This window comes from Pseudomonas sp. VI4.1, from assembly GCF_002029345.1.
GTDB lineage: Bacteria > Pseudomonadota > Gammaproteobacteria > Pseudomonadales > Pseudomonadaceae > Aquipseudomonas.
On the sequence record NZ_MULM01000161.1, the window covers coordinates 1 to 24044 of the forward strand.

The window sequence follows — 24044 nt, forward strand, 5'->3', positions numbered from 1 at the left end:
GGCGTCCGTTCAGCCAATGAATGTGTTGATTCACCCATCGCCTTCGCCGGCAAGCCGGCTCCTACAGGGGCGGTGATCTATCAAATCGGCGCTACGCCCTCGACAATCACAATCTGCGCCCGTGCAACCCCCTCGCGGTGCCGTTTCGCCTCCTGATACTCCTCCGACCGGTAGCAAGCCAGCGCCTGTTCGTATGAATCAAACTCAATGACCACATTGCGCTGCGCCGCAGGCCCGCCCTCCAGCGCCTCGCACCGCCCGCCCCGGGCCAGCACTCGCCCGCCATACAAGGCAAACGCCGCCGGCGCGCGCTGGGTGTATTGGCTGTATTGGTCGGGATCGGTGACATCTACATGTGCAATCCAGTACGCCTTCATAGTGACCTCTCGGTTAATTTTGTATTATGGTATACCACAAAGTATTTCCATCAAACACTGAGAATCCGCACATGGCCTTCAACAGCATCGAAGAAATTATCGAAGACTACCGCCAAGGCAAAATGGTGCTGCTGGTCGACGACGAAGACCGGGAAAACGAAGGCGACCTGCTGCTGGCCGCCGACCGTTGCACCGCCGAGGCCATCAGCTTCATGGCCCGGGAAGCCCGCGGGCTGATCTGCCTGACCTTGACCGACGAGCACTGCCAGCGCCTCGGCCTCGAGCAGATGGTGCCGAGCAACGGCAGCGTGTTCAGCACCGCGTTCACCGTGTCCATCGAGGCCGCCGTCGGCGTGACCACCGGCATCTCCGCCGCCGACCGGACGCGTACCGTCGCCGCCGCCGTCACCCCTGGGGCGGGTCCTGCCGATATCGTGCAGCCCGGCCACATCTTCCCCTTGCGCGCCAAGGAAGGCGGGGTGCTGACCCGTGCCGGGCATACCGAAGCCGGCTGTGACCTGGCCCGCCTGGCCGGTTTCACCCCGGCCTCGGTGATCGTCGAAGTGATGAACGATGACGGCACCATGGCCCGTCGCCCGGACCTGGAAGTGTTCGCCCGCCAGCACGGGATCAAGATCGGCACCATCGCCGACCTCATCCACTACCGCCTCAGCACCGAACACACCGTGGTGCGTATCGGTGAACGCGAATTGCCCACGGTGCATGGCACCTTTCGTCTGATCACCTTTGAGGATCGCATCGAAGGCGGTGTCCACATGGCAATGGTGATGGGTGAATTGCGCCGGGACGCGCCGACACTGGTCCGCGTGCACGTGCTCGACCCGTTGCGCGATCTGGTGGGCGCCGAATACAGCGGTCCGGCGAACTGGACGCTGTGGGCCGCACTCCAGCGCGTGGCCGAGGAAGGTCGCGGCGTCGTGGTGGTGCTGGCCAATCATGAGTCGTCGCAGGCGCTGCTGGAGCGGGTACCCCAGCTCACCCAGTCGCCGCGGCAATTCAGCCGTTCGCAATCGCGCATCTATTCTGAAGTAGGAACCGGCGCGCAGATTCTGCAGGACCTTGGCGTCGGCAAGCTGCGTCACCTCGGCCCGCCGTTGAAATATGCCGGCTTGACCGGGTACGACCTGGAGGTGGTGGAGAGCATTCCTTTCACCGGGTAACCCGCAACCCTCTGGCATGGCGCGAATCCCTGTAGGAGCGGGCTTGCCCGCGATGGTCGTTAACGATAACGCGTGTTGCCTGGTTAAACGGGGCGCTCTTGAGTCCATCGCGAGCAAGCTTGCTCCTACAGGGGATTGCGTTGACCGGATTGCTCTGGGCAAGGCATGGGAGCCATTAAAAAAACCGCTTTTGGCTGATAGCCGGTAAGGCAAAGTGCTTGCACAAAGCTTGGAATACCATAATATGATATTCCATAGACCGGACGACCTTACGGCCAGACGGACCTACTGCTCCCTATAGGCGGGCACTGAAAAGCCCCGCTCATAAACACAACAATGAGGGCGTGAAAATGGTGTTGAACAAACGTGCAACCGCAATCCTGTTTGCGGGACTGCTGAGCGTGACCAGCCAGGCGATATTGGCAGCTGAAAGCGTCAACTTCGTCAGCTGGGGCGGCAGCACCCAGGATGCGCAGAAGCAGGCCTGGGCCGACCCGTTCAGCAAGGCCACCGGCATCACCGTGGTCCAGGATGGCCCTACCGACTACGGCAAACTCAAGGCCATGGTCGAGAGCGGCAACGTGCAGTGGGACGTGGTCGACGTCGAAGCCGATTTCGCCCTGCGCGCCGCTGCCGAAGGCCTGCTCGAACCCCTCGATTTCTCGGTGATCCAGCGCGACAAGATCGACCCGCGGTTTGTCTCCGATCACGGCGTCGGTTCGTTCTTCTTCTCCTTCGTCCTCGGCTACAACGAAGGCAAGCTGGGCGCCAAAAAACCCCAGGACTGGTCCGCGCTGTTCGACACCAAGACCTACCCCGGCAAACGCGCCCTCTACAAATGGCCTAGCCCTGGCGTGCTCGAACTGGCGCTGCTGGCCGATGGCGTAGCCGCCGACAAGCTCTACCCGCTGGACCTGGATCGCGCCTTCAAGAAACTCGACACCATCAAGAAAGACATTGTCTGGTGGGGCGGCGGTGCGCAGTCGCAACAGTTGCTGGCCTCGGGTGAAGCGAGCATGGGCCAGTTCTGGAACGGCCGGATCCACGCCCTGCAGGAAGATGGCGCGCCGGTGGGCGTGAGCTGGAAGCAGAACCTGGTCATGGCCGACATCCTGGTCATTCCCAAGGGCAGCAAGAACAAAGCCGCGGCGATGAAGTTCCTGGCCAACGCCAGCAGTGCCAAGGGACAGGCCGACTTCTCCAACCTGACCGCCTATGCGCCGGTCAACGACGACAGCGTGGCGCGCCTGGATTCGGTGCTGGCGCCTAACCTGCCGACTGCCTACGCCAAGGATCAGATCACTCTTGACTTCGCGTACTGGGCCAAAAACGGTCCGGCCATCGCGACACGGTGGAACGAATGGCTGGTCAAATGAAAATGACGGCATCCACGCCCCGTCAACCCACCCAGACCGGGAGCGCCATGGGCGCTGCCGGCCCGGCTTCCGGCAAGGCGGCTGCGATGAACCAATCCCCTTCCCTGGCACAGCGCTGGCGCGGCTCGGGCAACCTGATCCCCGCCCTGCTGTTCCTCGGCCTGTTCTTTCTCGCGGCGTTGATCGGCCTGTTGCTGCGAGGCGTGCTGGAACCGGTGCCGGGGCTGGGCAACTACGAACAACTGTTCGCCAACTCGGCCTATGCCCGGGTCCTGCTCAACACCTTCTCGGTGGCGGGCCTGGTGACGCTGTTCAGCCTGCTGCTGGGGTTCCCGCTGGCCTGGGCCATCACCCTGGTGCCAAAGGGCTGGGGGCGCTGGATCCTCAACATCGTGCTGCTGTCGATGTGGACCAGCCTCCTCGCCCGGACCTACTCCTGGCTGGTGCTGCTGCAGGCGTCCGGGGTGATCAACAAGGCGCTGATGGCGATGGGCATCATCGATCAGCCGCTGGAGATGGTGCATAACCTCACCGGCGTGGTGATCGGCATGAGCTACATCATGATCCCGTTCATCGTCCTGCCGCTGCAGGCGACCATGCAGGCCATCGACCCGATGATCCTGCAGGCCGGTTCGATCTGCGGTGCCAGCCCCTGGACCAACTTCTTCCGGGTGTTCCTGCCGCTGTGCCGGCCGGGGCTGTTCTCCGGCGGCCTGATGGTGTTCGTGATGTCCCTCGGGTACTACGTCACCCCGGCGCTGCTGGGCGGTGCGCAGAACATGATGCTGCCCGAGTTCATCATCCAGCAGGTGCAGTCGTTCCTCAACTGGGGCCTGGCCAGCGCCGGCGCCGCATTGCTGATCGTCATCACGCTGGTGTTGTTCTACTTCTACCTGAAGCTCCAGCCGGAATCCCCGGTCGGCGCCAGCAACGCGAGGTAAGCCGTCATGCTCCTGACCCCCAATGCCATGAGCCGGCGCATGCGCTTCGGCCTGTATGCCACCACCGGGCTGATCGCACTGTTCCTGCTGCTGCCGATCGTGTTCATCATGCTGCTGTCCTTCGGCTCCTCGCAGTGGCTGGTGTTCCCGCCACCGGGCTGGACGCTGAAATGGTACGGCCAGTTCTTCTCCAACCCCGACTGGATGAACGCGGCGGTGGCCAGCCTCAAGGTCGCGGTACTGACCACGATCTGCGCCGTCGCCCTGGGCTTGCCGACCGCTTTCGCCCTGGTGCGCGGGCGCTTCCCGGGCCGGGAAATGCTCTACGGCCTGTTCACCCTGCCGATGATCGTGCCGCTGGTGATCATTGCCGTGGCGGTGTACGCGCTGTTCCTGAAACTGGGCTACACCGGAACCATGTTCGCCTTCGTCGTCAGTCACGTGATCGTCGCGCTGCCATTCACCATCATCTCGATCATCAACTCGCTGAAGCTGTTCGATCAGTCGATCGAGGATGCCGCGGTGATCTGCGGTGCCTCGCGCCTGCAAGCGGTGTTCAAGGTGACCTTTCCGGCGATTCGTCCGGGCATGGTCGCCGGCGCCCTGTTCGCCTTCCTCGTGTCCTGGGATGAAGTGGTGCTGAGCGTGATGATGGCCAGCCCGACCCTGCAAACCCTTCCCGTGAAAATGTGGACCACCCTGCGCCAGGACCTGACGCCCGTGATCGCCGTCGCTTCGACGCTGCTGATCGGCCTCTCGGTATTGGTCATGGTCATCGCCGCCGCCGTTCGCCGGCGCAACCCAATCAGCGCCTGAGCGCCAGGAGAACGACATGAGTGCCGTGATCAAAGATTCCGCCCAGCAGAGTGACAAGCCCCTGGTCAGCCTGCGCAACCTGAACAAGTACTACGGCGACTTTGCCGCCGTGGACGACATCTCGCTGGACATCAAGGACGGTGAATTCCTCACCTTCCTTGGCTCCAGCGGCTCCGGCAAAAGCACCACCCTGTCGATGCTCGCCGGCTTCGAAACCCCGAGCAGCGGCGAGATCCTGGTCAACGGCCAGTCGCTGGTCAACGTGCCGCCACACAAGCGCGACATCGGCATGGTGTTCCAGCGTTACTCGCTGTTCCCGCACCTGTCGGTGCGCGACAACATTGCGTTCCCATTGGCGATTCGCAAACTGGCCACGGCCGAGCGCGAACGCCGGGTCGATGCCATGCTCAAGCTGGTGCAGCTCGAGCAATTTGCCCATCGCCGCCCTTCGCAGCTTTCCGGTGGCCAGCAGCAACGGGTCGCCATCGCCCGGGCGCTGGTCTATGAGCCACGCATCCTGCTGATGGACGAACCGCTCGGTGCCCTCGACAAAAAGCTGCGCGAAGACTTGCAGGACGAACTGCGCCAGCTGCATCGGCGCCTGGGCATCACCATTGTCTACGTGACCCACGACCAGGAAGAAGCCATGCGCCTGTCCCAGCGCATTGCGATTTTCAGCCATGGCAAGATCGTCGGTTTGGGCAGCGGCTTCGACCTGTACCAGAATCCGCCGAATGCCTTTGTCGCGTCGTTCCTGGGTAACTCAAACTTCCTCAAGCTCAAGGCCCAGGGGAATGCGGTGGCTTCGTTTGAAGGTCAATCGTTGTCGATTCGCCTGACTGCCGGGCTGCAAACCGATCAGGATGTACTGCTGATGGTGCGTCCGGAGAAGGCCCTGGCCTTGAGTGTCGAGCAAGCGGCTGTCGAACCCTTGGCGGCCGGCTGGAATGAAGTCTCGGCCAAGGTCGTGGAAGTGTTGTTCCTGGGTGAGAGCCAGACCTGCAGCGTGGTGACGTCGGGCGGTACTTCGATGACGGTCAAGGCGCTGTCGGCGGCGGGCATGCCGCTCAAGGCCGGTGATCCGGTGCGTGTGCGTTGGGCTACGGCGGATGCTTGTGTGTATACCGAATGGGCTGAGAGTGATCTGAACAAGGCTGCCGGGGCTCATTGATTTAGCGTTGGCCCATGCCAGTGGGCCAACGGTTACGTGTCACCCTCGGGTCGCCGCAACGTCGGGTTGCGGCGGCCTTTTTTTTGCTTTTTGATTAGTGGGCATATCCGTTTCTGCGGTAACGGCTGCTGGCGGTTCCGCCCTTACGGCGGGTCACTTTGAAAAGCGCAAAGTAACCAAACGCTCCTGCCCCTTTCGTTCGGTGCCTCGCCCAGGCTCGGCATGCCCTCTCGAGGGGCGGTGCATCAAGATCAAAAGCGGCAGGCGAGCTAACGCTCGGCCTGTTGAGTGGTGAAGAGCGAAAGCCGTACGCCGATCCCTTGTGGGAGCGAGATTGGCTTGCCGGCGAAGAGGTCTGCACATTCAACATCGACGCTGGATGACACACCGCCTTCGCGAGCAGGCTCGCACACATTGGATGTTTGCCGGATTCGGGATTTGTGTGGGTTAAAAGGCTGGCCGCCGGACCTGTAGGAGCTGGCTTGTCGGATCGCCGCACCGCAGCGAAAGCGGTGGGTCAGGCAACATTTTTTTCGTCTGGAAGGACGCCTTCGCTGGCAAGCCAGCTCCTACAGGGATCGGTGCCAGGCTCGGGATTGAGGGCTGGCACAAGACCTGTAGGAGCTGGCTTGCCAGCGAAAGCGGTGGGTCAGTTCGATACAGTCACCAGTGAGCGGACGCCTTCGCTGCGGTGCGGCGATCCGACAAGCCAGCGCCTACATTTGAACTGCATGCGGATCAGAGAGCCGGGTCGGCCGTAGGCCGCCTCGCTTTGGGCTTTTGCTTTTGCTTTTGCTTTTGCTTTTGCTTTTGCTTTTGCTTTTGCGGTGTTACGCCCCCTCGAGAGGCCGAGCGCAGGTTCTGCGCAGTGGGCAACCCGGCATGGAGGCCGGGTTAGCCGCCCCCGGCCATGGATGGCCGATGGCGGCGGGCCCACGGAGCAGGACCGGAGCGAGGGCATGCCGAGCACTAGCGAGGCACCGAACGAAAGGGGCAGGAGCCCTTGGTTACTTGGGGCTTTTCCAAGTGACCCGCCGTAAGGGCGGAACCCTAAGTCGCCATGACCACAGAAACGGATATGTACTCGGTCAAAAAACAGAGGTCGCCTGCCAGACTGCCTTCGCCGGCAAGCCGGTCTCGCTCCCACAATGGCTCCAGAGCATTTCAGCCAAGCTTCGATCAGTCGGTATAACCGAGCCTGGCGGCCTTGAGATCTTGAGCCTGCCCACGCGTCGCCAGGCAGTAGTACAGCGGACAAGTCACCACCAACCCCACCAGCCACGACAAGTCGGCGCCTTCGATCAGATTGGCATAGGGCCCGACATACAACGAAGTATTGGCAAACGGCAACTGCACGATAATACCGATGAAATACGCCACGATCGCATGCAGGTTAAACCGCCCGTAAATCCCGCCATCCGCCCGAAAAATCGAGGCAATGTCGTAGCTGCCGCGCTTGATCAGGTAGAAATCAATCAGGTTGATCGAAGCCCAAGGCACCAGCACCAGCAGCAGCGCCAGAATCAAGCCGATGAACTGCGAAATGAAGTCTGCCGAAGCCCCCAATGCCACCACGCAGCAGCTCGTCAATACAATGCTCGACAACACCACCCGCACCTTGATGCTCGGTGTCCACTGGCTGGCGAAGGTCTGGATCGAGGTGATGATCGACAGCACCGCGCCATACAGATTCAAGGCGTTGTGGCTGATGATGTTGAGCAGGAACAGCACCATCAGGATCGGCCCCAGCCAGCCGGTGGATTGCTTGACCGCGGCCATCGCCTCGGTGCCTTCCGGGGTCGCCAGCACCGCCACCGCACCAAAGGTGAACGACAGGATGGTGCCCAGGGTCGCCCCCAGGTAAGTGGCCCAGAACGGCTTGGCAATGCCGATATCCGCCGGCAGGTAACGCGAGTAGTCCGACACATAAGGCGAGAAGCTGATCTGCCAGATGATCCCCAGCGACACCGTCGCCAGCCAGCCGGACAGGTTGAAACCGCCGCGACTGAAGAAGTCCGCCGGCAGGTCATGGGCGAAGATGTAGAGGAACCCGGCGAGCAAGGCGCTGCCCATGACCCAGGTGCCGATGCGGTTGAGGGTGTGGATGAAGCGGTAGCCGATCACCCCGATCGCGGTGGCGCTCAAGGCGCCGATGAGGATGCTCGCCGGTACCGGCACCGACGGCGCGATGCCGACGATCGATTTACCGGCCAGGACGATGTTGGAGATGAAAAAGCCGATGTAGATCAGCGCCGCGAAGAACACCGATCAGCAGCGCGCCATAACGGCCGAACTGGCCGCGGCTCTGCACCATCTGCGGAATTCCCATGCGCGGGCCCTGGGCCGATGCCAGGGCAATCACCAGGCCGCCGATCATGTGGCCGAGCGCAATCGCCAGCAGCCCCCAGAACAGATCAAGGTGGAACACCTGAACCACCATGGCGCCGGTGACAATGGGCAGCGGTGCGATGTTGGTGCTGAACCATAGGGTGAACAGATCGCGGGCCTTCCCATGGCGTTCCGCGAGTGGGACGTAATCGACCGTGTGATTCTCGATCAGGGGGTCTTGCCGGGACATCTGGGACATATGCATGAACTCGAGTTTGTCTGATCTTATAGTTGTACGAAGCCAAACCGGGGGTGCTTCGTGGCGACCCCTCAGATGCCGACCATATTATGGTATTCCAAACTTTGTACAAGGCTGAGCCGCTCTTTTCTCCGGCATCTGATGCGCATTCCTGACGGGTGACCGCCAGCGTGATCGCGCTTCAAGGCCCGGAATCATTGGCTTTATCGCCTGATACTCACGTTTATCGGCTGGTGGAAAAAGCGCTTGCAAACTATGTATTACGGTATACCATCAGACCTACAAACACATAAAAACCGCACCACACCGCCAGAGGACCGTCCCATGATCGATGCCGCCATCTATAAACAAGTGATGGGTTCGTTTCCGTCCGGTGTGACCGTGATCACCACGCTCGATGACGATGGCCAGATTGTCGGCCTGACCGCCAGCGCGTTCAGTTCGCTGTCCATGGACCCGGCCCTGGTGCTGTTCTGCCCCAACTACAGCTCCGATTCCTACCCCGTGCTGATCAAGAACAAACGCTTTGCCATTCACGTCCTGTCCGGCGGCCAGCAGAGCGAAGCCTATGCCTTCGCCCGCAAAGGCAAGGACAAGGCGCAGGGCATCGAATGGACCTTGAGCGAGCTGGGCAACCCGATTCTGGCCAACGCCACGGCGGTGATCGAATGCGAACTGTGGCGCGAATATGAAGGCGGCGATCACGCGATCATGGTCGGCGCGGTGAAGAACCTCATCGTGCCCCAGCACAATGCCGGCCCGCTGGTGTACTGCCACGGCAAGATGGGTGCCCTGCCCGTTCTCGCCTGACCCCGGAACCGGTCGACCCGAGAAACATTTTGCCGCCGTATCGTATTATGGTATACCAATAATCAACAGGCCCGCAGTCGACAGGCCGACAACAAAAGATCCGAGGTAAGCGTCATGAAGTTTTCCCTGTTCGTGCACATGGAACGTTGGGACGAAAGTGTCAGCCACCGTCAGCTGTTCGAAGACTTGACCGAACTGACCCTGATGGCCGAGGCCGGTGGTTTCAGCACCGTCTGGATCGGCGAACACCACGCCATGGAATACACCATCTCGCCGAGCCCGATGCCGCTGTTGGCCTACCTGGCCGCCAAGACCACCACCATCCACCTCGGCGCCGGCACCATCATCGCGCCGTTCTGGCACCCGTTGCGGGTCGCCGGCGAATGCGCCCTGCTCGATGTGATCAGTAACGGCCGCATGGAAGTCGGGCTGGCCCGCGGTGCCTACCAGGTGGAGTTCGACCGCATGGCCGGCGGCATGCCTGCGTCCTCCGGTGGTCAGGCCCTGCGGGAAATGGTTCCGGTGGTGCGCGCCCTGTGGCAAGGCGATTACGCCCACGACGGCGATATCTGGAAATTCCCGACGTCCACCAGCGTGCCCAAGCCGATCCAGAAGCCCAACCCGCCGATGTGGATCGCCGCCCGCGACCCGGATTCGCACAACTTCGCAGTGGCCAACGGCTGCAACGTCATGGTCACGCCGCTGATGAAAGGCGACGAAGAAGTCCTCGACCTGAAGAACAAGTTCCAGACGGCCCTGGACAACAACCCGGACGTGCCGCGCCCACAATTGATGGTGCTGCGCCACACCCACGTCCACTCGGTCGACGATCCCGAGGGCTGGAAAGTCGGGGCCAAGGCCATCTCGCGTTTCTACCGCACCTTCGACGCCTGGTTCGGCAACAAGACCACGCCGGTCAACGGCTTCCTGGAACCGAGCCCGGAAGAGAAGTTCGCCGAGCGCCCGGAGTTCCAACTCGAGAGCCTGCACAGGTCCGCGATGATCGGGACCCCGGAAGAAATCATCCCGCGCATCAAGTACTACCAGGAACTGGGGGTCGACGAGTTCAGCTTCTGGTGCGATAACAGCCTGCCCCACGCGGAGAAGAAAAAATCCCTGGAGCTGTTTATCAAACACGTGGTCCCGGCGTTCCGCTGAGCCCACCCACCGGTCCCCGGGACGCGAAGCCCGGGGGTTGACTGACGTGCAGGGTCGATTCCGATGCTCAATGGTCGTCTCCCATCACTCACACTTTCCTCCGGCGCCGAGCAGGCTTACCTGCGCGGCGAATGGACCGCTTCGCATATCCATCTCAAGCGCCTGAGCGCCAGCGTTTCCGCCAAACAGAACGGCTTCTGGCAAATAGTTCACTGAGCCCCGAACAAGACTCCACGCACCTCACGTCGCGCCATCGCGCGGCGTGCCCGGTGCAATGTGTTCCGGCCCATGATCAGGTTTGCCCAATGAACAACAATAACGCGCTGTTGATCATCGACATGCAGCAAGAGGACGGCTTCGTCCTGGAAAATTTCGACCCGGTGCTGGCCAATACGGCCGCCCTGCTCGAGTCCGCCCGCCGTCGGCGGGTCCCTGTCATCTATACCCGCCACATCAATCAGGCCGACGGCAGTGATTTGCCGCGCGGCGAACCACGTGCGGCCGACGGCGGCCCGAGCAGCTATCGCGCCGGTACCCGGCAAGTGGAAATCATCGAGCGCCTGGCACCGCGGCCCGATGAACTCGTCTTCGACAAGGGTCGCTACAGCGCCTTCCACCGCACTGACCTGGACAATCAACTCAAGGCGCTTGGAGTCGACACCCTGATCGTCTGCGGCGTGTTGACCGATGTCTGTGTACTGAGCACGGTGTTCGATGCCTTCGCCCTGGGTTATGCCATTCGCCTGGTCAGCGACGCCTGCACCACGACCACGCTGGCCGGGCACTACTCGGCACTGCTGATCATGGCCAACTGGGTCTACGCTCTGGAAATCCTCACCGGCGAGCAATGCCTGCGCGCCCTCGAGGGTGAAGACTACTTGAGCCTGGTCCCCGGGCAGCCGGATGAATTCGCCTACCAGCCCCACCAACTGGAAAGCACCATCGCCCGTTTGCAAACCCGCCTCGTCCAGACCCAGGAGTGATCGCCATGCAAGTCGAAAAACGCAGCATCGATTTCATCCCCGCGGCTGAACGCCACGGCCAACCCGGCTCGCTGTTCTTCATCTGGTTCGGCGCCAACATGAACATCACCACCATCGCTTCCGGCGTATTGCCGGTGGTCATGGGGCTGAACCTGTTCTGGAGTGCGCTGGCGATTATTGTCGGCTCGCTGGTGGGGGCGATTTTCATGGCCTCCCACTCCGCCCAGGGACCGAAACTGGGTATTCCGCAAATGATCCAGAGCCGGGCGCAATTCGGTGTGCTGGGGGCGGTGTTGCCGCTGCTGTTCGTCATGCTGATCTACCTGGGATTCTTCGTCAGCAATACCTTGCTCGCCGCCCAGGCCATGGAGTCGGTCAGCCCGCTGCCGGCCACCGGTAATATCTACCTGATCGGTGCACTGTGCTTCGTCGTCGCGCTGTTTGGCTACCGGCTGATCCATCGCCTGCAGAAGCTGTTGTCGCTGCTTTCGCTGCTGGTGTTCGTCGCGGCCACGCTGCTCGCGTTGCAACTGCCGATCCCCGCCGAACAATGGCTGCCGACGGGCTTTTCGCTATCGAAGTTCCTGGTGGCGGTGAGCATTGCCGTGACCTGGCAACTGTCCTATGCGCCTTATGTGGCCGACTACTCGCGCTACCTGCCGAGCAACACGCCGACCGCCAAGGTGTTCTGGTACAGCTATGCCGGCACGGTCAGCGGCGGTGCATGGATGATGATTCTGGGGGCGATGCTCAGCGTCGGCATCAGCGATTTCTCCAGCAACGTCGGCAGTCATGTCGCCGGGTTGTTCGGCAGCGGCGCGTTGCTGCTGTTCGTCTTCATCCTGTATGGCCAGGTGTCGATCAATGTCTTCAACCTGTATGGCGCCTTCATGTCGACCATCACCGTGATCGAACCCTTTACCCGGCTCAAGGTGACGCCGCGGGTGCGCGGCCTGTTCATGCTGGTGATCAGCCTGGTGGCCACAGCGCTGTGCACCATCAGCCAGGACGACTTCATCAGCTTCTTCCTCAACTTCATTTTCTTCATGAGCTACTTCCTGATCCCCTGGACGGCGATCAATCTGGTGGACTACTACTGCCTGCGCAAAGGCCAGTACCGGATCGCCGACATCTTCGACCTGGACGGGATCTACGGACGCGTCAACTGGATTGCCTGCGGCAGTTTCCTGCTGGCGATAGCCGTGGAAATCCCGTTCATGAACACCACGCTGTACGTCGGCCCGGTCGCTACCGCGCTGGACGGTGTCGATCTGGCGTGGCTGGTCGGGCTGCTGGTGCCAGCCATCAGCTATTACGGGCTGATGAAGCTCGGCAAGCGCGCCCAGGGGGTTGGCGAGCTGTCGTGATCACCGCCTGAACATCTACCACACCGGGTGCAATGCCCACCACGCAACCTGAGGCCCGCGGCCCCCTGTCGCCAGGGGGCAAGCCGCACTCGTCACTGGAGGCGAGTGCTGCGTTCGAAAATCGCGCCTTCGATACCCAGCACTTCCCGGGTGTCGGCATAGATCCCGACACCTTTTTCCCAGACATGCTTGATCGACTGATCGGCGCAACGAATCCGGTAATCGAGTTCGAACGGTTCCTGTCGCGACAAGGCATATTGCACCTCGCGCCAGACGTAATCGGCATCCTGCGCCAGGATCAGGCTGTTGTAGGTGAACTCATGGTTGTCCACCAGCCGCTCTGGGGGATAGCCGGTCAGTTGCAGGCAGCCGGCACTGACGAATTCCATGGTCCAGTCGCGGTTGTTGCGGCCGCGGTAGATCAGCCCGGGCATGCTGTCCAGCAGGCTCATGCTGCTGCGCTGGCTGGCCTGCAAGGCGATCTCGCGGCGTTTGTGCGCGGTAATGTCCCCGGCCACCAGATAGAAACCTTGAGCGCCGCGCCTGAGGCTGACGTCGAACCAGCGCAGTTCCCCCGAAGGGTGGACGAAGCGCAGCCGCTGGTTGAAGCAGGTCTCGGGGCGCCGGCGCAGTTCATGCAGGGCCTGGCGCCACAATGAACGGTCTTCGTGGTGCACGTAATCGACGAGATTACGCTCCGGCCCGGCCGATCCATCAGCTCGAACCCAGGCCAGGTTGAAGTGGGCGATCTGCCCGTTATCCCGCAGTTCCAGCAGCGCCGCCGGAAAGCGATCCATCAGGTGCAAGGACGATGCCTGCACACATGCCTCAGGCTGATCCATCATCTAATGCCGCTCCTCGTGTCGCACGGACGCGCCGTTGTGGACCCACGCCGCCAGCTCCAGGCGCGAGTGCAGGCCAAGCTTCTGCAACAGATTGCGCACATAGATCTTGACCGTGCCATCGCTGATCCCCAGTTCCCGGGCGATCTGTTTATTGCTCATGCCGGCTGCGATCAGGGCCAGGGTCTGGCCCTCGCGTTCGGTCAGGTTGCCGGTGTCCAGCGGATCCGGATCCTGTGCCGGCCGGTGCGCCGACTCGCGTTGATCGGCCAGCAGGGCCACCAGGGTCGAATCCAGGACGATCGCGCCCTTGTGGCAGTTGCGCATGTAGGCCAACAACGCATCGGGCTCGGTCTCCTTGAGCACATAGCCGCTGGCCCCCAGGCGCAGGGCCGTCAACAGCTCGGCGCGATCCATCGACGCGGTGAGCACCACCACCTGGCAATCGAGGCGCAACTGCCGCAGTTCATCGAGCACCTGCAAGCCGCTCAAGCCAGGCATGTGCAGATCCAGCAGCACCTGCTGCGGCGCCAGGCTCACGGCCAGGTTGATGCCTTCGCGGCCACTGGCGGCCTGCCCCACCACTTCGAAGTCATCGCTGGCGCCGAACAGCTGCGCCAGGCCCTTGCGAAACAGCGGGTGATCATCGATCAGTAATAAGGTCGTGCAGTCCATCGAAACTCCCCTGTGGCTGGTCCTGGTGGTGGCAAAGGCCAAGGTGTACGCGAACCCCGTGCGGGCGGATCGCTTCAATGGTCAGCCGGGCGCCGATGCTCGCGGCGCGCTCGCGGATAATCGCCAGGCCGAAATGGTTGTCCTCCCCCGACGCCGGGCTCAGGCCGATGCCGTCATCCTCCACGGATACCGCGATATCGCCGTCCTGGCTTTGCCGCAATTCGATGCGCACATGCCTCGCATGGGAATGGCGCACCGCGTTGGCCAGTGCCTCGCGAATGATCTGCAAAATCTGCAGTTCGGTTTCCGGGCCCAAGGCATCGTCGGCGAGGCGATTGTCCAGTTCGAAAACGATGATGCAGCGCCGCGAGAACTCGGCGACGGAGTCGGCCAGGGCCTGACGCAGCGAGCGCCCGTCCATGGTCAGGCGCGCGCTGGTGATCAGCTCGCGCACCTGGCGTTGCAGCTGGCTCAGGCCGCCGCACAATTCCTGCAACACGGCAGTAGCGTGCGCAGGCGTGCCCGGTTGCGTGCGCAGCAAGTGCGCCTGGAACGCCAGGTAACCCAACTGCTGCGCCACCGAATCGTGCAGTTCACGGGCCAGGGCACCGTGCTGGAACGTGGCCTGTTTGCGCTGTTGCTCACGGCTGTGGCAACGCAAGCGTACCGTGACGCCGACCGCCTGCGCCGCCTCCTCCAGCAAGGGGCGCCAGCTGGCGTGAACCGGTCGTGGGCTATCGAGCAGCAACACCCCGTTGCCCGAATCGTCACTGGGCGAAAAGGCACACAGCAGGCGATGCACGCCCCGCTGCCGGCAAGGGCCACAGACTTGAGCCGTATCCGTCAGTGCCCCGTCACGCCAGGGACAGCGTTCCACGCCCCTACAGCCCTCAAGCGATGCACGCCGTGCCGGCCCCAGGTCTTCGCCGCCCAGGATCAGATTCAGTCTGCAGCCGGGCAGCAGTGCGTCGAAACGGTCCAGAAAAGTCGCCAGCACGTCAGCGTGCATTTGGCTCAGGGGCAACCCGGCCAACAACCTGCGCACGCTGCGTGCCTGATCGGGGCGGATACGCCCCCACCAGAGCGGCCACCACTGCGGTCGTGTTCGCACTCTCGATAACTCCCCCGTCCGGCTGCTCAGCCCTGAACCGGGAGACCAGCAACTTCCATGCCCCGAACCGGTGTCGCGCACGGCTTATCTCCAAAGACATAGCCCTTTTTCCGGATTGAGAAGATTTTCCCCATAGGAAAGTATCTTCCCCAACAGGAAACAAATTCTCTGTCCAACGCCACCTTTCTCGCCTTTCGACAGGCGCGGATCAGCCAGGAAAGCCCACATGACGGATAGACACAGCGCCGCCCCGGACCGACTTCACAGCCTCCCGCGCTATCGCCAGCCACTGCCCCGCGATACCGCCACCCGGCACCTTGTGGTCATGCAATCGGCGGCGGCCTGCGCCCCCGTTGTCGGCGCCCTTGAACAGCCCCTGGTGCTCAATGGCGAGAACGCCGACTTCACCCCGCGCCTGCAGCAGATGCTGGGCAGTGCCACCGTCGGCAGCCAGCTCTACATCATGGGCGACGAGGCCTTTATCTGGCGGATCCATGGCGAGGCCCGCAGCGTCGGGCTGGAAGATGATGAGATCGACATCATCCGCACGCTTGCCGCCCGCGCCTGGTGTATTGCGTGCACTGCGGCCTGACCCAGGCTGCCGGGCCGGAGCCGCTGTTGACCTGCATCGGTTGCGCGGTCGGGCTGGAAGTGCGCGAGCACTTTTCCAGGCGCCTGGGGGCATACCTGGGCGTCTGCACCAACCCCGACCAGCCTTACGCCGGAGCCCGGCCATGAGCGCGGTCCTCGAGGTGCAGGTCAGCGCGGCGAGAATGCTCAGCCCGGTGGTGCGCGAGTTCACCCTGCAATCATGCGCCGGACCCTTGCCAGGTTTTTCCCCCGGCAGTCATGTGCAGGTTCACCTGCCGCTGGCGGCGGGCAATGTTCGCAATGCCTATTCACTGACCGGCGACCCGGCGCACAGCCAGCTCTACCGCATTGCCGTACGCCTGCAGGACGTCTCCCGCGGCGGCTCGCACTACCTGCATCGCCAGGTCCGGGTCGGCGACAGGCTGCAGATCTCGCCGCCGGCCAATCTGTTCGCCCTGCACTCGACCGCCAGCCTGCACATCCTGATCGCCGGGGGCATTGGCATCACACCGTTCATGGCCTACATCGCGGCCCTGGAACAACGCCAGGCCCACTTCGAATTGCACTACCTGTATCGCCCCGGGCTGAGCGATGCCTACCGTCGATCAGTTGCAACAGCGACTGGGTTCGCGATTGCACACCTACGCCAGTCGCCCGGACCTGAGCCGGATCCTGCGCGACCGGCCGCTGGGCAGCCATGTGTACACCTGCGGCCCGCCACCGTTGCTCGACGCGGTACGGCAACAGGCCACGGCCCTCGGCTGGCCTCCCGGGAGGGTGCATTGGGAAGCCTTCAATGGCGCACAGCCGGGTCAGGCCTTCGACGTCGAACTGCTGCGCAGCGGCCGCCGCCTGCGGGTCGGGGCTGAACAAAGCCTGCTCGAAGCCCTGGAATCGACCGGCCTGCAGATCCCCAACCTGTGCCGTGGCGGCGTCTGCGGCCAATGCATGACCCGCCACCGGGGCGGCGACATCGAACACCGCGACAACTTCCTCAGCCCCGCTGAACAGGACGGCTTTCTCATGCCCTGTGTCTCTCGTGGCCGCGGCCAATGCGTTTCGCTGGATCTTTAGGAGTCGACCATGACCATTCAAGCAACCCCCGTGCAGAGCTATCGAGACGACTTCAGTTTTCGCAACAGCCCCACGGCCATCCGCCGTTTCCCATTCCCCTTCACCGAGGACAGCTACCTGTACTCGGTGAACATCGAGCCGGCAACGTCCCGGGATCCCGGCTCGGTTTACCAGCACGGCTTCGACATCGACGAACATTACCGTTCGGAAATGGCCGAGCGCGCCCTGGTGCTGGACAAGGACCCGCGCCGCTACCTGGTGATGCCGCACATGCAGGTAGCCGCCTGGGATGCACTGCAGATGCTCATGGAACACCTCGCCGCCGACTATCCGCAATGGTTCAGCCTTGAGCGTGTGGGTGACGACTGGCACTGGCGCAACCAGCTGCTGGATATCGATCAGCGCTTCGTGTTCGGTGATGCCACGAGCCTGCCCTGCGAGCCGCTGGAGTTCATCGGCCGCCAGGTGCAGGGGGATTTCGCCCTGCTCGATCAACGCGACGGCGATCTGTACATGGACGCCGGGCTGGTCACCTGCCCGGCCGACTGGTCACTGGCCTTCGACGCCGGCATGAGTTTCAAGCAGTGGCATTCGCCGGTACCGATGGCCCACCAGATGGGTGTGTTCGACCGCGCGCTGAAGTACCTGCTCAACCTGCAGGCGGGGCAGCCGGTACGGCGCCTGACTGGACGCTGACCATCAACCCGCGCCTGGATTCTTCCCCCGAGACCTTCCATGAATGGGGCGCCGACCGCGGCCGCATCACCGCCGAAAACGTCGGGCAACAGGTGCATCTGCGGGTCGAGTTGCAAGTGATGGCCCGCCTGCCGCGCAGCAATGCGGTGATGTTCAGCATCCGCACCTACCTGATCAGCATGGACGAGCTGGTCACCCAGCCCGGCTGGGGCTGCCGCCTGCACCGTGTGCTGCGCGACCTGCCCGAGCCGATCGCCGACTACAAGGGTATGAGCCGTTACCGAGCGACCCTGGTCGAGTGGCTGAGCCGCTTCGACCAGGCCTGACCCCCACCCATTTTTTTTCGACAAGGATCCTCACATGGCTCACTCATGGCGTATTTCCGCATTGGCCGAACGGCACCGCGCACTCGGCTCGAACCTCGAAGACTGGAACGGCATGGGCACGGCCTGGACCTACAGCAGCGATCTTGCCGATCACCATCAGGCGATCCGCACCCGCGCCGGGCTGATGGATGTGTCCGGGCTGAAGAAAGTCCACTACGTCGGCCCCCATGCCGAGAGCCTGCTGCAATGGGCCACCACCCGCGACATCGCCAAGCTGTACCCCGGCAAGTCGGTGTACGCCTCGATGCTCGACGAGGACGGCAAGTTCGTCGATGACTGCATCGTCTATCGCACCGGGCCCAACGCGTTCATGGTGGTGCACGGGGCCGGAAGCGGTCACGAAATGCTGGTGCGTTCAGCCCAGGGTCGCCAGGTGGCCGTGCTGTTCGACGACGACCTGCACGACCTGTCGCTGCAAGGCCCGCTGGCGGTGGATTTTCTCGCCGAGCACGTCCCCGGGATCCGTCAGCTGCCCTATTTCCATCACCTGCAAACCCGCCTGTTCGACCGCCCGGTGATGATCTCGCGCACCGGCTACACCGGCGAGCGCGGCTACGAAATTTTCTGCAAGGCCGCCGATGCCCCGGCGCTGTGGGACAGCATCCTCGAACAGGGCGCGAGCCTTGGCATCATCCCGTGCGCCTTCACCGCCCTGGACTGGTTGCGGGTGGAAAGTTCGCTGATGTTCTTCCCCTACGACAACTCGCAGATGTACCCCTTCGCCGACCAGAAGGCCGGCGACACCCTGTGGGAAATGGGCCTGGATTTCACCGTCTCCCCGGACAAGCGCGAATTCCGCGGCGCCGAGGAGCACTTTCGCCTGCGCGGCCAGGAGCGCTTCAGGATCACCGGCGTGTTGCTCGACGGCGTACGCGCCGCCGAAGCCGGCGACACCCTGTGGCAGGGCGACCGGCAAGTCGGGGTGATCACCTGCGGCATGTATTCGCGCCTGAGCAAACGCTCCATGGCCATCGCCCGGATGAGCCTTGCCTGCGCGCTTCCCGGCATAGCCCTGCAGGTGCGCGGCAGCCTGGAAAGCGCCGCCGTGACCCACGCCCTGCCCTTCGACGACCCGGAAAAAACCAAGCGCACAGCCAAGGGCTGAGCCGCCCCTTCACTTGCAATCAGGGAACCTTCAATGGACACCTCCAACGAACATTACATCCTCAAGATCAACTGCCCGGCAGCGTCCGGCATCGTCGCCGCGATCACCACATGCCTGGCCCGGCAGCAGTGCTACATCAGCGAACTGGCGCAATTCGACGACGAGTTCACCGGGCAGTTTTTCATGCGCGCGGTGTTCCGCTTCAACACTGGCGTGACCGGCGATATCGGTGCCCTGCGCGAAGACCTGGGGGACATGGCCGGCGGCTTCGACATGCAGTGGCAACTGTTCTGCAGCAGCCAGCCGACCCGGGTGCTGCTGATGGTCAGCAAGTTCGACCATTGCCTGACCGACCTGCTGTACCGCCATCGCAAGGGCGAGATGGACATGCACATCACCGCCGTGGTCTCCAATCACCTGGACCTGCGCGCCATGGCCGAACGCGAAGGTATCCGCTTCATCTACCTGCCGATCACCAAGGACAGCAAGGCCGGCCAGGAAGCCGAATTGATGCGCATCGTCGAGGACACCCGGACCGACCTGGTGGTGCTCGCCCGCTATATGCAGATTCTCTCCGATGGTTTGTGCCAGCAGTTGTCCGGGCGGGCGATCAACATCCATCACTCGTTCCTGCCCGGCTTCAAGGGGGCCAAGCCCTATCACCAGGCCTACGACCGCGGCGTGAAACTGATCGGCGCCACCGCCCACTACGTCACCTCGGACCTCGACGAGGGGCCGATCATCGAGCAGGAAATCCAGCGCGTCGACCACACGCACCTGCCCGATTCGCTGGTTGCCATCGGCCGCGACACCGAAACCGTGGCGCTTTCCAAAGCCCTGAAATACCACCTGGAACACCGGGTGTTCATCAACCAGGACAAGACGGTGATTTTTCGCTGAGCGAGCCTTTTTTCCGATTCACAGCCACGAGAAACGACCATGACCACACGCGTAGCAATCATCGGCGCCGGCCCTTGCGGCATGGCTCAACTGCGGGCATTTCAATCGACCAGGGACCAGGGAACGCCCATCCCGGAACTGGTCTGCTATGAAAAACAGCAAGACTGGGGTGGCATGTGGAATTACACCTGGCGCACCGGCCTGGATGAACACGGCGAACCGGTGCACGGCAGCATGTACCGCTATTTGTGGTCGAACGGCCCGAAGGAATGCCTGGAGTTCGCCGACTACACCTTCGAAGAACATTTCGGTCGCCCCATCGGCTCCTACCCGCCCCGGGAGGTGCTGTGGGACTACATCAAGGGCCGCGTCGAAAAAGCCGGGGTTCGCGACTACATCCGTTTCAACAATGTGGTGCGCCAGGTCACCTTTGACGAAGAGACTCGCCGCTTCACGGTGGTTGCCCACGACCACGGCAGCGATACCCGAACCTCGGAAGAGTTCGACTATGTGATCAACGCCTGCGGGCACTTTTCGACGCCGAAGATGCCGTACTTCCCCGGATTCGAGCAGTTCGGCGGACGCATCCTGCACGCCCATGATTTCCGCGAAGCACTGGAGTTCAAGGGCAAGGACCTGCTGATCGTCGGCAGCAGCTATTCCGCCGAAGACATCGGCTCGCAGTGCTACAAGTATGGCGCCCGCAGCATCACCAGCTGCTACCGCACCGCCCCCATGGGCTATGACTGGCCCGCCAACTGGGAAGAAAAACCGCTGTTGCAGCGCCTGGAAAAAAACCGCGCGTACTTTATCGACGGCACCCACAAGCACATCGATGCGGTGATCCTGTGCACCGGCTACAAACACCACTTCCCCTTCCTGCCGGACGAACTGTGCCTCAAGACCGACAACCGGCTATGGCCGATGAACCTGTACAAGGGCATTTTCTGGGAGCCCAACCCGCAACTGATCTACCTCGGCATGCAGGACCAGTGGTACTCGTTCAACATGTTCGACGCCCAGGCCTGGTACGCCCGCGACGTGATCCTCGGACGCCTCCAGCTGCCGAGCCAGGCCGAGATGATCGCCGACAGCCTGCACTGGCACGCACGGGAACAGACACTGGAAACCAACCAGCAAATGTTTGAATTCCAGGGCGCCTACATCCAGCAGCTGGTGGACGCCACCGATTACCCGAACTTCGATATCGCCGCGGTCAACGACACCTTCCTGCACTGGAAGCACGACAAGGCCCACGACATCATGGGTTACCGCGACAAGTCCTATCGCTCGCTGATGACCGGCACCCAGTCGCCGCCCCACCACACGCCTTGGCTGCATGCCCTTGACGACTCCATGGCGGCGTACCTCGCCGGACCGCCGATGTCCGTCAAGTCGATCGGTTGACCCGGGAGCCTCGCCATGAACGCACCTCGTGTTTCCCGCCCGCGGGAGCCCGGACTCTTTGCCCGGGCCCCGGCCCTGGAGCGCTATCGGGTGGCCGCCGGCGGCCTGACTCTGTCGCGCTGCAGCCCGGCGACAGCCTGCAAGTGATCGACCTCGAAGGCCGACAACCTTGCCATTTGCTGGCCATGGACAGGCTCGGGCGCAGCGCCCTGGCCGCCTGGGCGCTAAGCGGTTCGACGGCCTGCGGGTTTATCGGCGCACGGCTCGCCGAACCGACCTTGCAGTCGCGCCGCATTGGCGATGCGCTGATCCGACGCGCGATTGATCCACGACACCTGCCCAGCGCCGCCTCACTCTGGGACGAGGACAGCCCCGCCGATTTCAGTCGCCGCTTCGTCGCGACGATGAGCTACTCGTGATCGTCGCGGCACCCGCCGGACCGACCGCCGTCGACCGGCAATACCGGCCCAGCGAACTCAGGTTATGGGTGACTCGGGCCAATCCCTCGCCGCTGCTGCTCCCCGCGTTGCCCGAACCCTTGGGCGAGCTACTCGACGAGTTCACCCTCGGTGCCGGCACCGCCCACAGTTACACCGTCGGCGAAGGTCAGTATGTGCAGGTGCTGGATGTCGCCGGGCGCCAGTGTTCCGACTTCGTTGCCCTGGATCGACGGGCACTGGATCGCGGCCTGGAGCTGGACCTGGACCAGACCGTCACCCGCACGCTGAACGGCAGCGCCTACCCGGCACCGGGTCTGTTTTCGAAATTCTTCGACCGGCAGATGCAACCGATGCTCGAGGTGGTGCGTGACACCGTCGGCCGCCACGATTCCTTCGCCCTGGCCTGCGCCGCACGCTACTACGAGAGCCATGGCTACTTCGGGCACGACAACTGCAGCGACAACCTCAGCCAGGTGCTTTCGCCCCATGGGGTGAAGGCCCGTAATGGCTGGCCGGCGATCAACTTCTTCTTCAATACCGGGATCGACGCGCACCAGCAGATGACCCTGGATGAACCCTGGTCGCGTCCAGGCGATTACGTGCTGCTGCGGGCCATGACCGACCTGCTGTGCGCCAGCACCTCGTGCCCGGATGACATCGACCCGGCCAATGGCTGGAACCCGAGCGATATCCATGTCCGCATCTACAGCGAAAAGGAGCGTTTTTCCATCGCCATGAGCACTCGAACCACGGCCGATGCCGACCCGATCCTTACCCGTGAGTCCGCGTTCCACTCACGCACCCGCGCCTTGACCGGCAGTTTCGTCGACTACCGCAACTGGTGGCTGCCATTGCGTTATGACGGCTATGGCGCGATCGAGGAATACCTGGGTTGCCGCGAACGGGTGGCGGTGATGGACCTGACCGCCCTGCGCAAATTCGAAATCATCGGCCCCGACGCCGAAGCCTTGCTGCAGTACTGCCTGACCCGCGATGTGCGGCGCCTGGCAGTGGGGCAAGTGGTGTACTCGGCGATGTGCCACGAGCACGGCGGCATGCTCGACGACGGCACCTTGCTGCGCCTGGGCGCGGACAATTTCCGCTGGATCTGCGGCGAAGACTACGCCGGGGTCTGGCTGCGCGAGCAGGCGCACAAGCTCGGCATGAAAGTCTGGGTCAAGTCCGCCAGCGAACAGATCCACAACCTCGCGGTGCAAGGCCCGATGAGTCGTGAGCTGCTCAAGCAGATGGTCTGGACCGCGCCTGATCAGCCGAGCCTGGAAAGCCTGGGCTGGTTCCGTTTTCTGGTGGGTCGCCTGGACGGTTACGACGGTTGCCCGCTGATGATCTCGCGCACCGGGTACACCGGCGAACTGGGTTACGAAGTGTGGTGCCAGCCCGAGGATGCCGGGCAAGTCTGGGACCGGATCTGGGCCCTGGGCCAACCCTTTGGCCTGGTGCCGTTGGGCCTGGAAGCGCTGGACATGCTGCGCATCGAAGCCGGGCTGATCTTTGCCGGCTACGAGTTCAGCGACCAGACCGATCCGTTCGAGGCCGGTATCGGTTTCAGCGTACCGCTGAAGAGCAAGACCGATGATTTCATCGGTCGCGAGGCCCTGCTGCGGCGCAGCGCTCATCCGGCCCACAAGCTGGTGGGCCTGCAATTGAGTGGCAATGAAGGCGCCCACCACGGTGACCCGGTGTACCGCGGTCGGGCCCAGGTCGGGGTCATCACCAGTGCCTGCCGCTCGCCACTGCTGGCCAGCAACATCGCGTTGTGCCGGGTCGACGTGGCCTGTGCCGACGTCGGCACGGTGTTGGATATCGGCAAAGTCGACGGCCTGCAGAAGCGCATCAGCGCCACGGTCACCGCCGAGATTTTCTACGACCCGGACAAGAGCCGGGTACGCAGTTGATCGGCTTCACACTCACTGTTTCCTGCCCATACCCGCACCTGTAGGAGCGCTTGCCAGCGAAAGCGATTCCGAACATTACATCGCCTTCGCCGGCAAGCCGGCTCCTACAGGACTCGCTCTACTCAAACATGGGA

At 62.8% G+C, this 24044-nt stretch carries 18 protein-coding genes and 4 pseudogenes; 17 read left to right on the forward strand and 5 right to left on the reverse strand.

The window, feature by feature from the left end; genetic code table 11:
* Nucleotides 1-80: 80 nt before the first annotated feature.
* Complete coding sequence (locus BZ163_RS18180; RefSeq protein WP_128872064.1) at nucleotides 81-377, reverse strand: DUF1330 domain-containing protein; 297 nt, start codon at nucleotides 375-377, stop codon at nucleotides 81-83.
* Nucleotides 378-448: 71 nt separating this feature from the next.
* On the opposite strand from BZ163_RS18180, the gene ribBA reads away from it, so the two are divergent.
* The 5 genes from ribBA to BZ163_RS18210 all read left to right on the forward strand — a co-directional run bounded on the left by ribBA (nucleotide 449) and on the right by BZ163_RS18210 (nucleotide 5862).
* Nucleotides 449-1558, forward strand: a complete 1110-nt coding sequence (ribBA, locus tag BZ163_RS18185) for a bifunctional 3,4-dihydroxy-2-butanone-4-phosphate synthase/GTP cyclohydrolase II (RefSeq protein ID WP_128872065.1) — start codon at nucleotides 449-451, stop codon at nucleotides 1556-1558.
* 350 nt (nucleotides 1559-1908) lie between these two features.
* Entirely contained in the window at nucleotides 1909-2934 is a 1026-nt protein-coding gene (locus BZ163_RS18195; protein ID WP_128872066.1) for an ABC transporter substrate-binding protein, read from the forward strand.
* Entirely contained in the window at nucleotides 2919-3875 is a 957-nt protein-coding gene (locus tag BZ163_RS18200) for an ABC transporter permease (protein WP_128872067.1), read from the forward strand. Before BZ163_RS18195 ends, BZ163_RS18200 begins: the two co-directional genes overlap by 16 nt.
* A gap of 6 nt (nucleotides 3876-3881) precedes the next feature.
* Nucleotides 3882-4691: an ABC transporter permease gene (locus tag BZ163_RS18205; protein ID WP_128872068.1), complete on the forward strand. Its 810-nt coding sequence runs from the start codon at nucleotides 3882-3884 to the stop codon at nucleotides 4689-4691.
* Between the two features lie 16 nt (nucleotides 4692-4707).
* Nucleotides 4708-5862 carry an ABC transporter ATP-binding protein gene (locus tag BZ163_RS18210; protein WP_128872069.1) on the forward strand — a complete coding sequence of 385 codons (1155 nt, stop codon included), beginning with the start codon at nucleotides 4708-4710 and terminating at the stop codon, nucleotides 5860-5862.
* Between the two features lie 1179 nt (nucleotides 5863-7041).
* Here BZ163_RS18210 and BZ163_RS18220 read toward each other — a convergent pair.
* Nucleotides 7042-8449: pseudogene (locus BZ163_RS18220) on the reverse strand (cytosine permease).
* Between the two features lie 324 nt (nucleotides 8450-8773).
* Between BZ163_RS18220 and BZ163_RS18225 the strand changes: the two are divergent.
* The 4 genes from BZ163_RS18225 (at nucleotide 8774) to BZ163_RS18240 (ending at nucleotide 12767) form a co-directional block, all read left to right on the forward strand.
* Nucleotides 8774-9259: a flavin reductase family protein gene (locus BZ163_RS18225; RefSeq protein ID WP_128872071.1), complete on the forward strand. Its 486-nt coding sequence runs from the start codon at nucleotides 8774-8776 to the stop codon at nucleotides 9257-9259.
* Nucleotides 9260-9373: 114 nt separating this feature from the next.
* Nucleotides 9374-10417 (forward strand): LLM class flavin-dependent oxidoreductase, encoded by a 1044-nt coding sequence (locus BZ163_RS18230; protein WP_128872072.1) that lies wholly within the window; start codon nucleotides 9374-9376, stop codon nucleotides 10415-10417.
* Between the two features lie 305 nt (nucleotides 10418-10722).
* Nucleotides 10723-11400, forward strand: coding sequence for an isochorismatase family cysteine hydrolase (locus tag BZ163_RS18235; RefSeq protein ID WP_128872073.1), 678 nt, complete (start codon nucleotides 10723-10725; stop codon nucleotides 11398-11400).
* Between the two features lie 5 nt (nucleotides 11401-11405).
* Complete coding sequence (locus BZ163_RS18240; RefSeq protein ID WP_128872074.1) at nucleotides 11406-12767, forward strand: cytosine permease; 1362 nt, start codon at nucleotides 11406-11408, stop codon at nucleotides 12765-12767.
* A gap of 92 nt (nucleotides 12768-12859) precedes the next feature.
* Here the strand turns inward: BZ163_RS18240 and BZ163_RS18245 are convergent, their stop codons facing one another.
* The 3 genes from BZ163_RS18245 to BZ163_RS18255 are packed head-to-tail and all read right to left on the reverse strand — an operon-like array spanning nucleotide 12860 to nucleotide 15395.
* On the reverse strand, nucleotides 12860-13612 hold the full coding sequence (locus tag BZ163_RS18245; RefSeq protein WP_128872075.1) for a PAS domain-containing protein: 753 nt from the start codon (nucleotides 13610-13612) through the stop codon (nucleotides 12860-12862).
* Nucleotides 13613-14284: a response regulator gene (locus BZ163_RS18250; RefSeq protein WP_128872076.1), complete on the reverse strand. Its 672-nt coding sequence runs from the start codon at nucleotides 14282-14284 to the stop codon at nucleotides 13613-13615. It abuts the gene before it with no gap.
* Nucleotides 14253-15395, reverse strand: a complete 1143-nt coding sequence (locus tag BZ163_RS18255; protein ID WP_256579065.1) for an ATP-binding protein — start codon at nucleotides 15393-15395, stop codon at nucleotides 14253-14255. Before BZ163_RS18255 ends, BZ163_RS18250 begins: the two co-directional genes overlap by 32 nt.
* A 226-nt stretch (nucleotides 15396-15621) precedes the next feature.
* Here BZ163_RS18255 and BZ163_RS18260 point away from each other — a divergent pair, with 226 nt between their 5' ends.
* The 8 genes and pseudogenes from BZ163_RS18260 (at nucleotide 15622) to BZ163_RS18290 (ending at nucleotide 23910) form a co-directional block, all read left to right on the forward strand.
* Nucleotides 15622-15987, forward strand: a complete 366-nt coding sequence (locus BZ163_RS18260; RefSeq protein ID WP_256579066.1) for a hypothetical protein — start codon at nucleotides 15622-15624, stop codon at nucleotides 15985-15987.
* The gene (locus BZ163_RS35760; RefSeq protein ID WP_256579067.1) at nucleotides 15972-16133 is read left to right on the forward strand and encodes a hypothetical protein; all 162 of its coding nucleotides are present in this window, start codon (nucleotides 15972-15974) and stop codon (nucleotides 16131-16133) included. The genes BZ163_RS18260 and BZ163_RS35760 overlap by 16 nt, the downstream gene beginning before the upstream one ends.
* Nucleotides 16130-17060 (forward strand): annotated as a pseudogene (locus BZ163_RS18265) (2Fe-2S iron-sulfur cluster-binding protein). Before BZ163_RS35760 ends, BZ163_RS18265 begins: the two are co-directional and overlap by 4 nt.
* A 9-nt stretch (nucleotides 17061-17069) precedes the next feature.
* A pseudogene (locus BZ163_RS18270) lies at nucleotides 17070-18082 on the forward strand (DUF3445 domain-containing protein).
* Between the two features lie 34 nt (nucleotides 18083-18116).
* Nucleotides 18117-19247 carry an aminomethyltransferase family protein gene (locus BZ163_RS18275; RefSeq protein WP_128872077.1) on the forward strand — a complete coding sequence of 377 codons (1131 nt, stop codon included), beginning with the start codon at nucleotides 18117-18119 and terminating at the stop codon, nucleotides 19245-19247.
* A gap of 33 nt (nucleotides 19248-19280) precedes the next feature.
* Nucleotides 19281-20147: a formyltetrahydrofolate deformylase gene (purU, locus tag BZ163_RS18280; protein ID WP_128872078.1), complete on the forward strand. Its 867-nt coding sequence runs from the start codon at nucleotides 19281-19283 to the stop codon at nucleotides 20145-20147.
* 39 nt (nucleotides 20148-20186) lie between these two features.
* Nucleotides 20187-21554 carry an NAD(P)-binding domain-containing protein gene (locus BZ163_RS18285; RefSeq protein WP_128872079.1) on the forward strand — a complete coding sequence of 456 codons (1368 nt, stop codon included), beginning with the start codon at nucleotides 20187-20189 and terminating at the stop codon, nucleotides 21552-21554.
* A 15-nt stretch (nucleotides 21555-21569) separates the two neighbouring features.
* Nucleotides 21570-23910, forward strand: a pseudogene (locus BZ163_RS18290) (DUF1989 domain-containing protein).
* Nucleotides 23911-24044 lie beyond the last annotated feature (134 nt).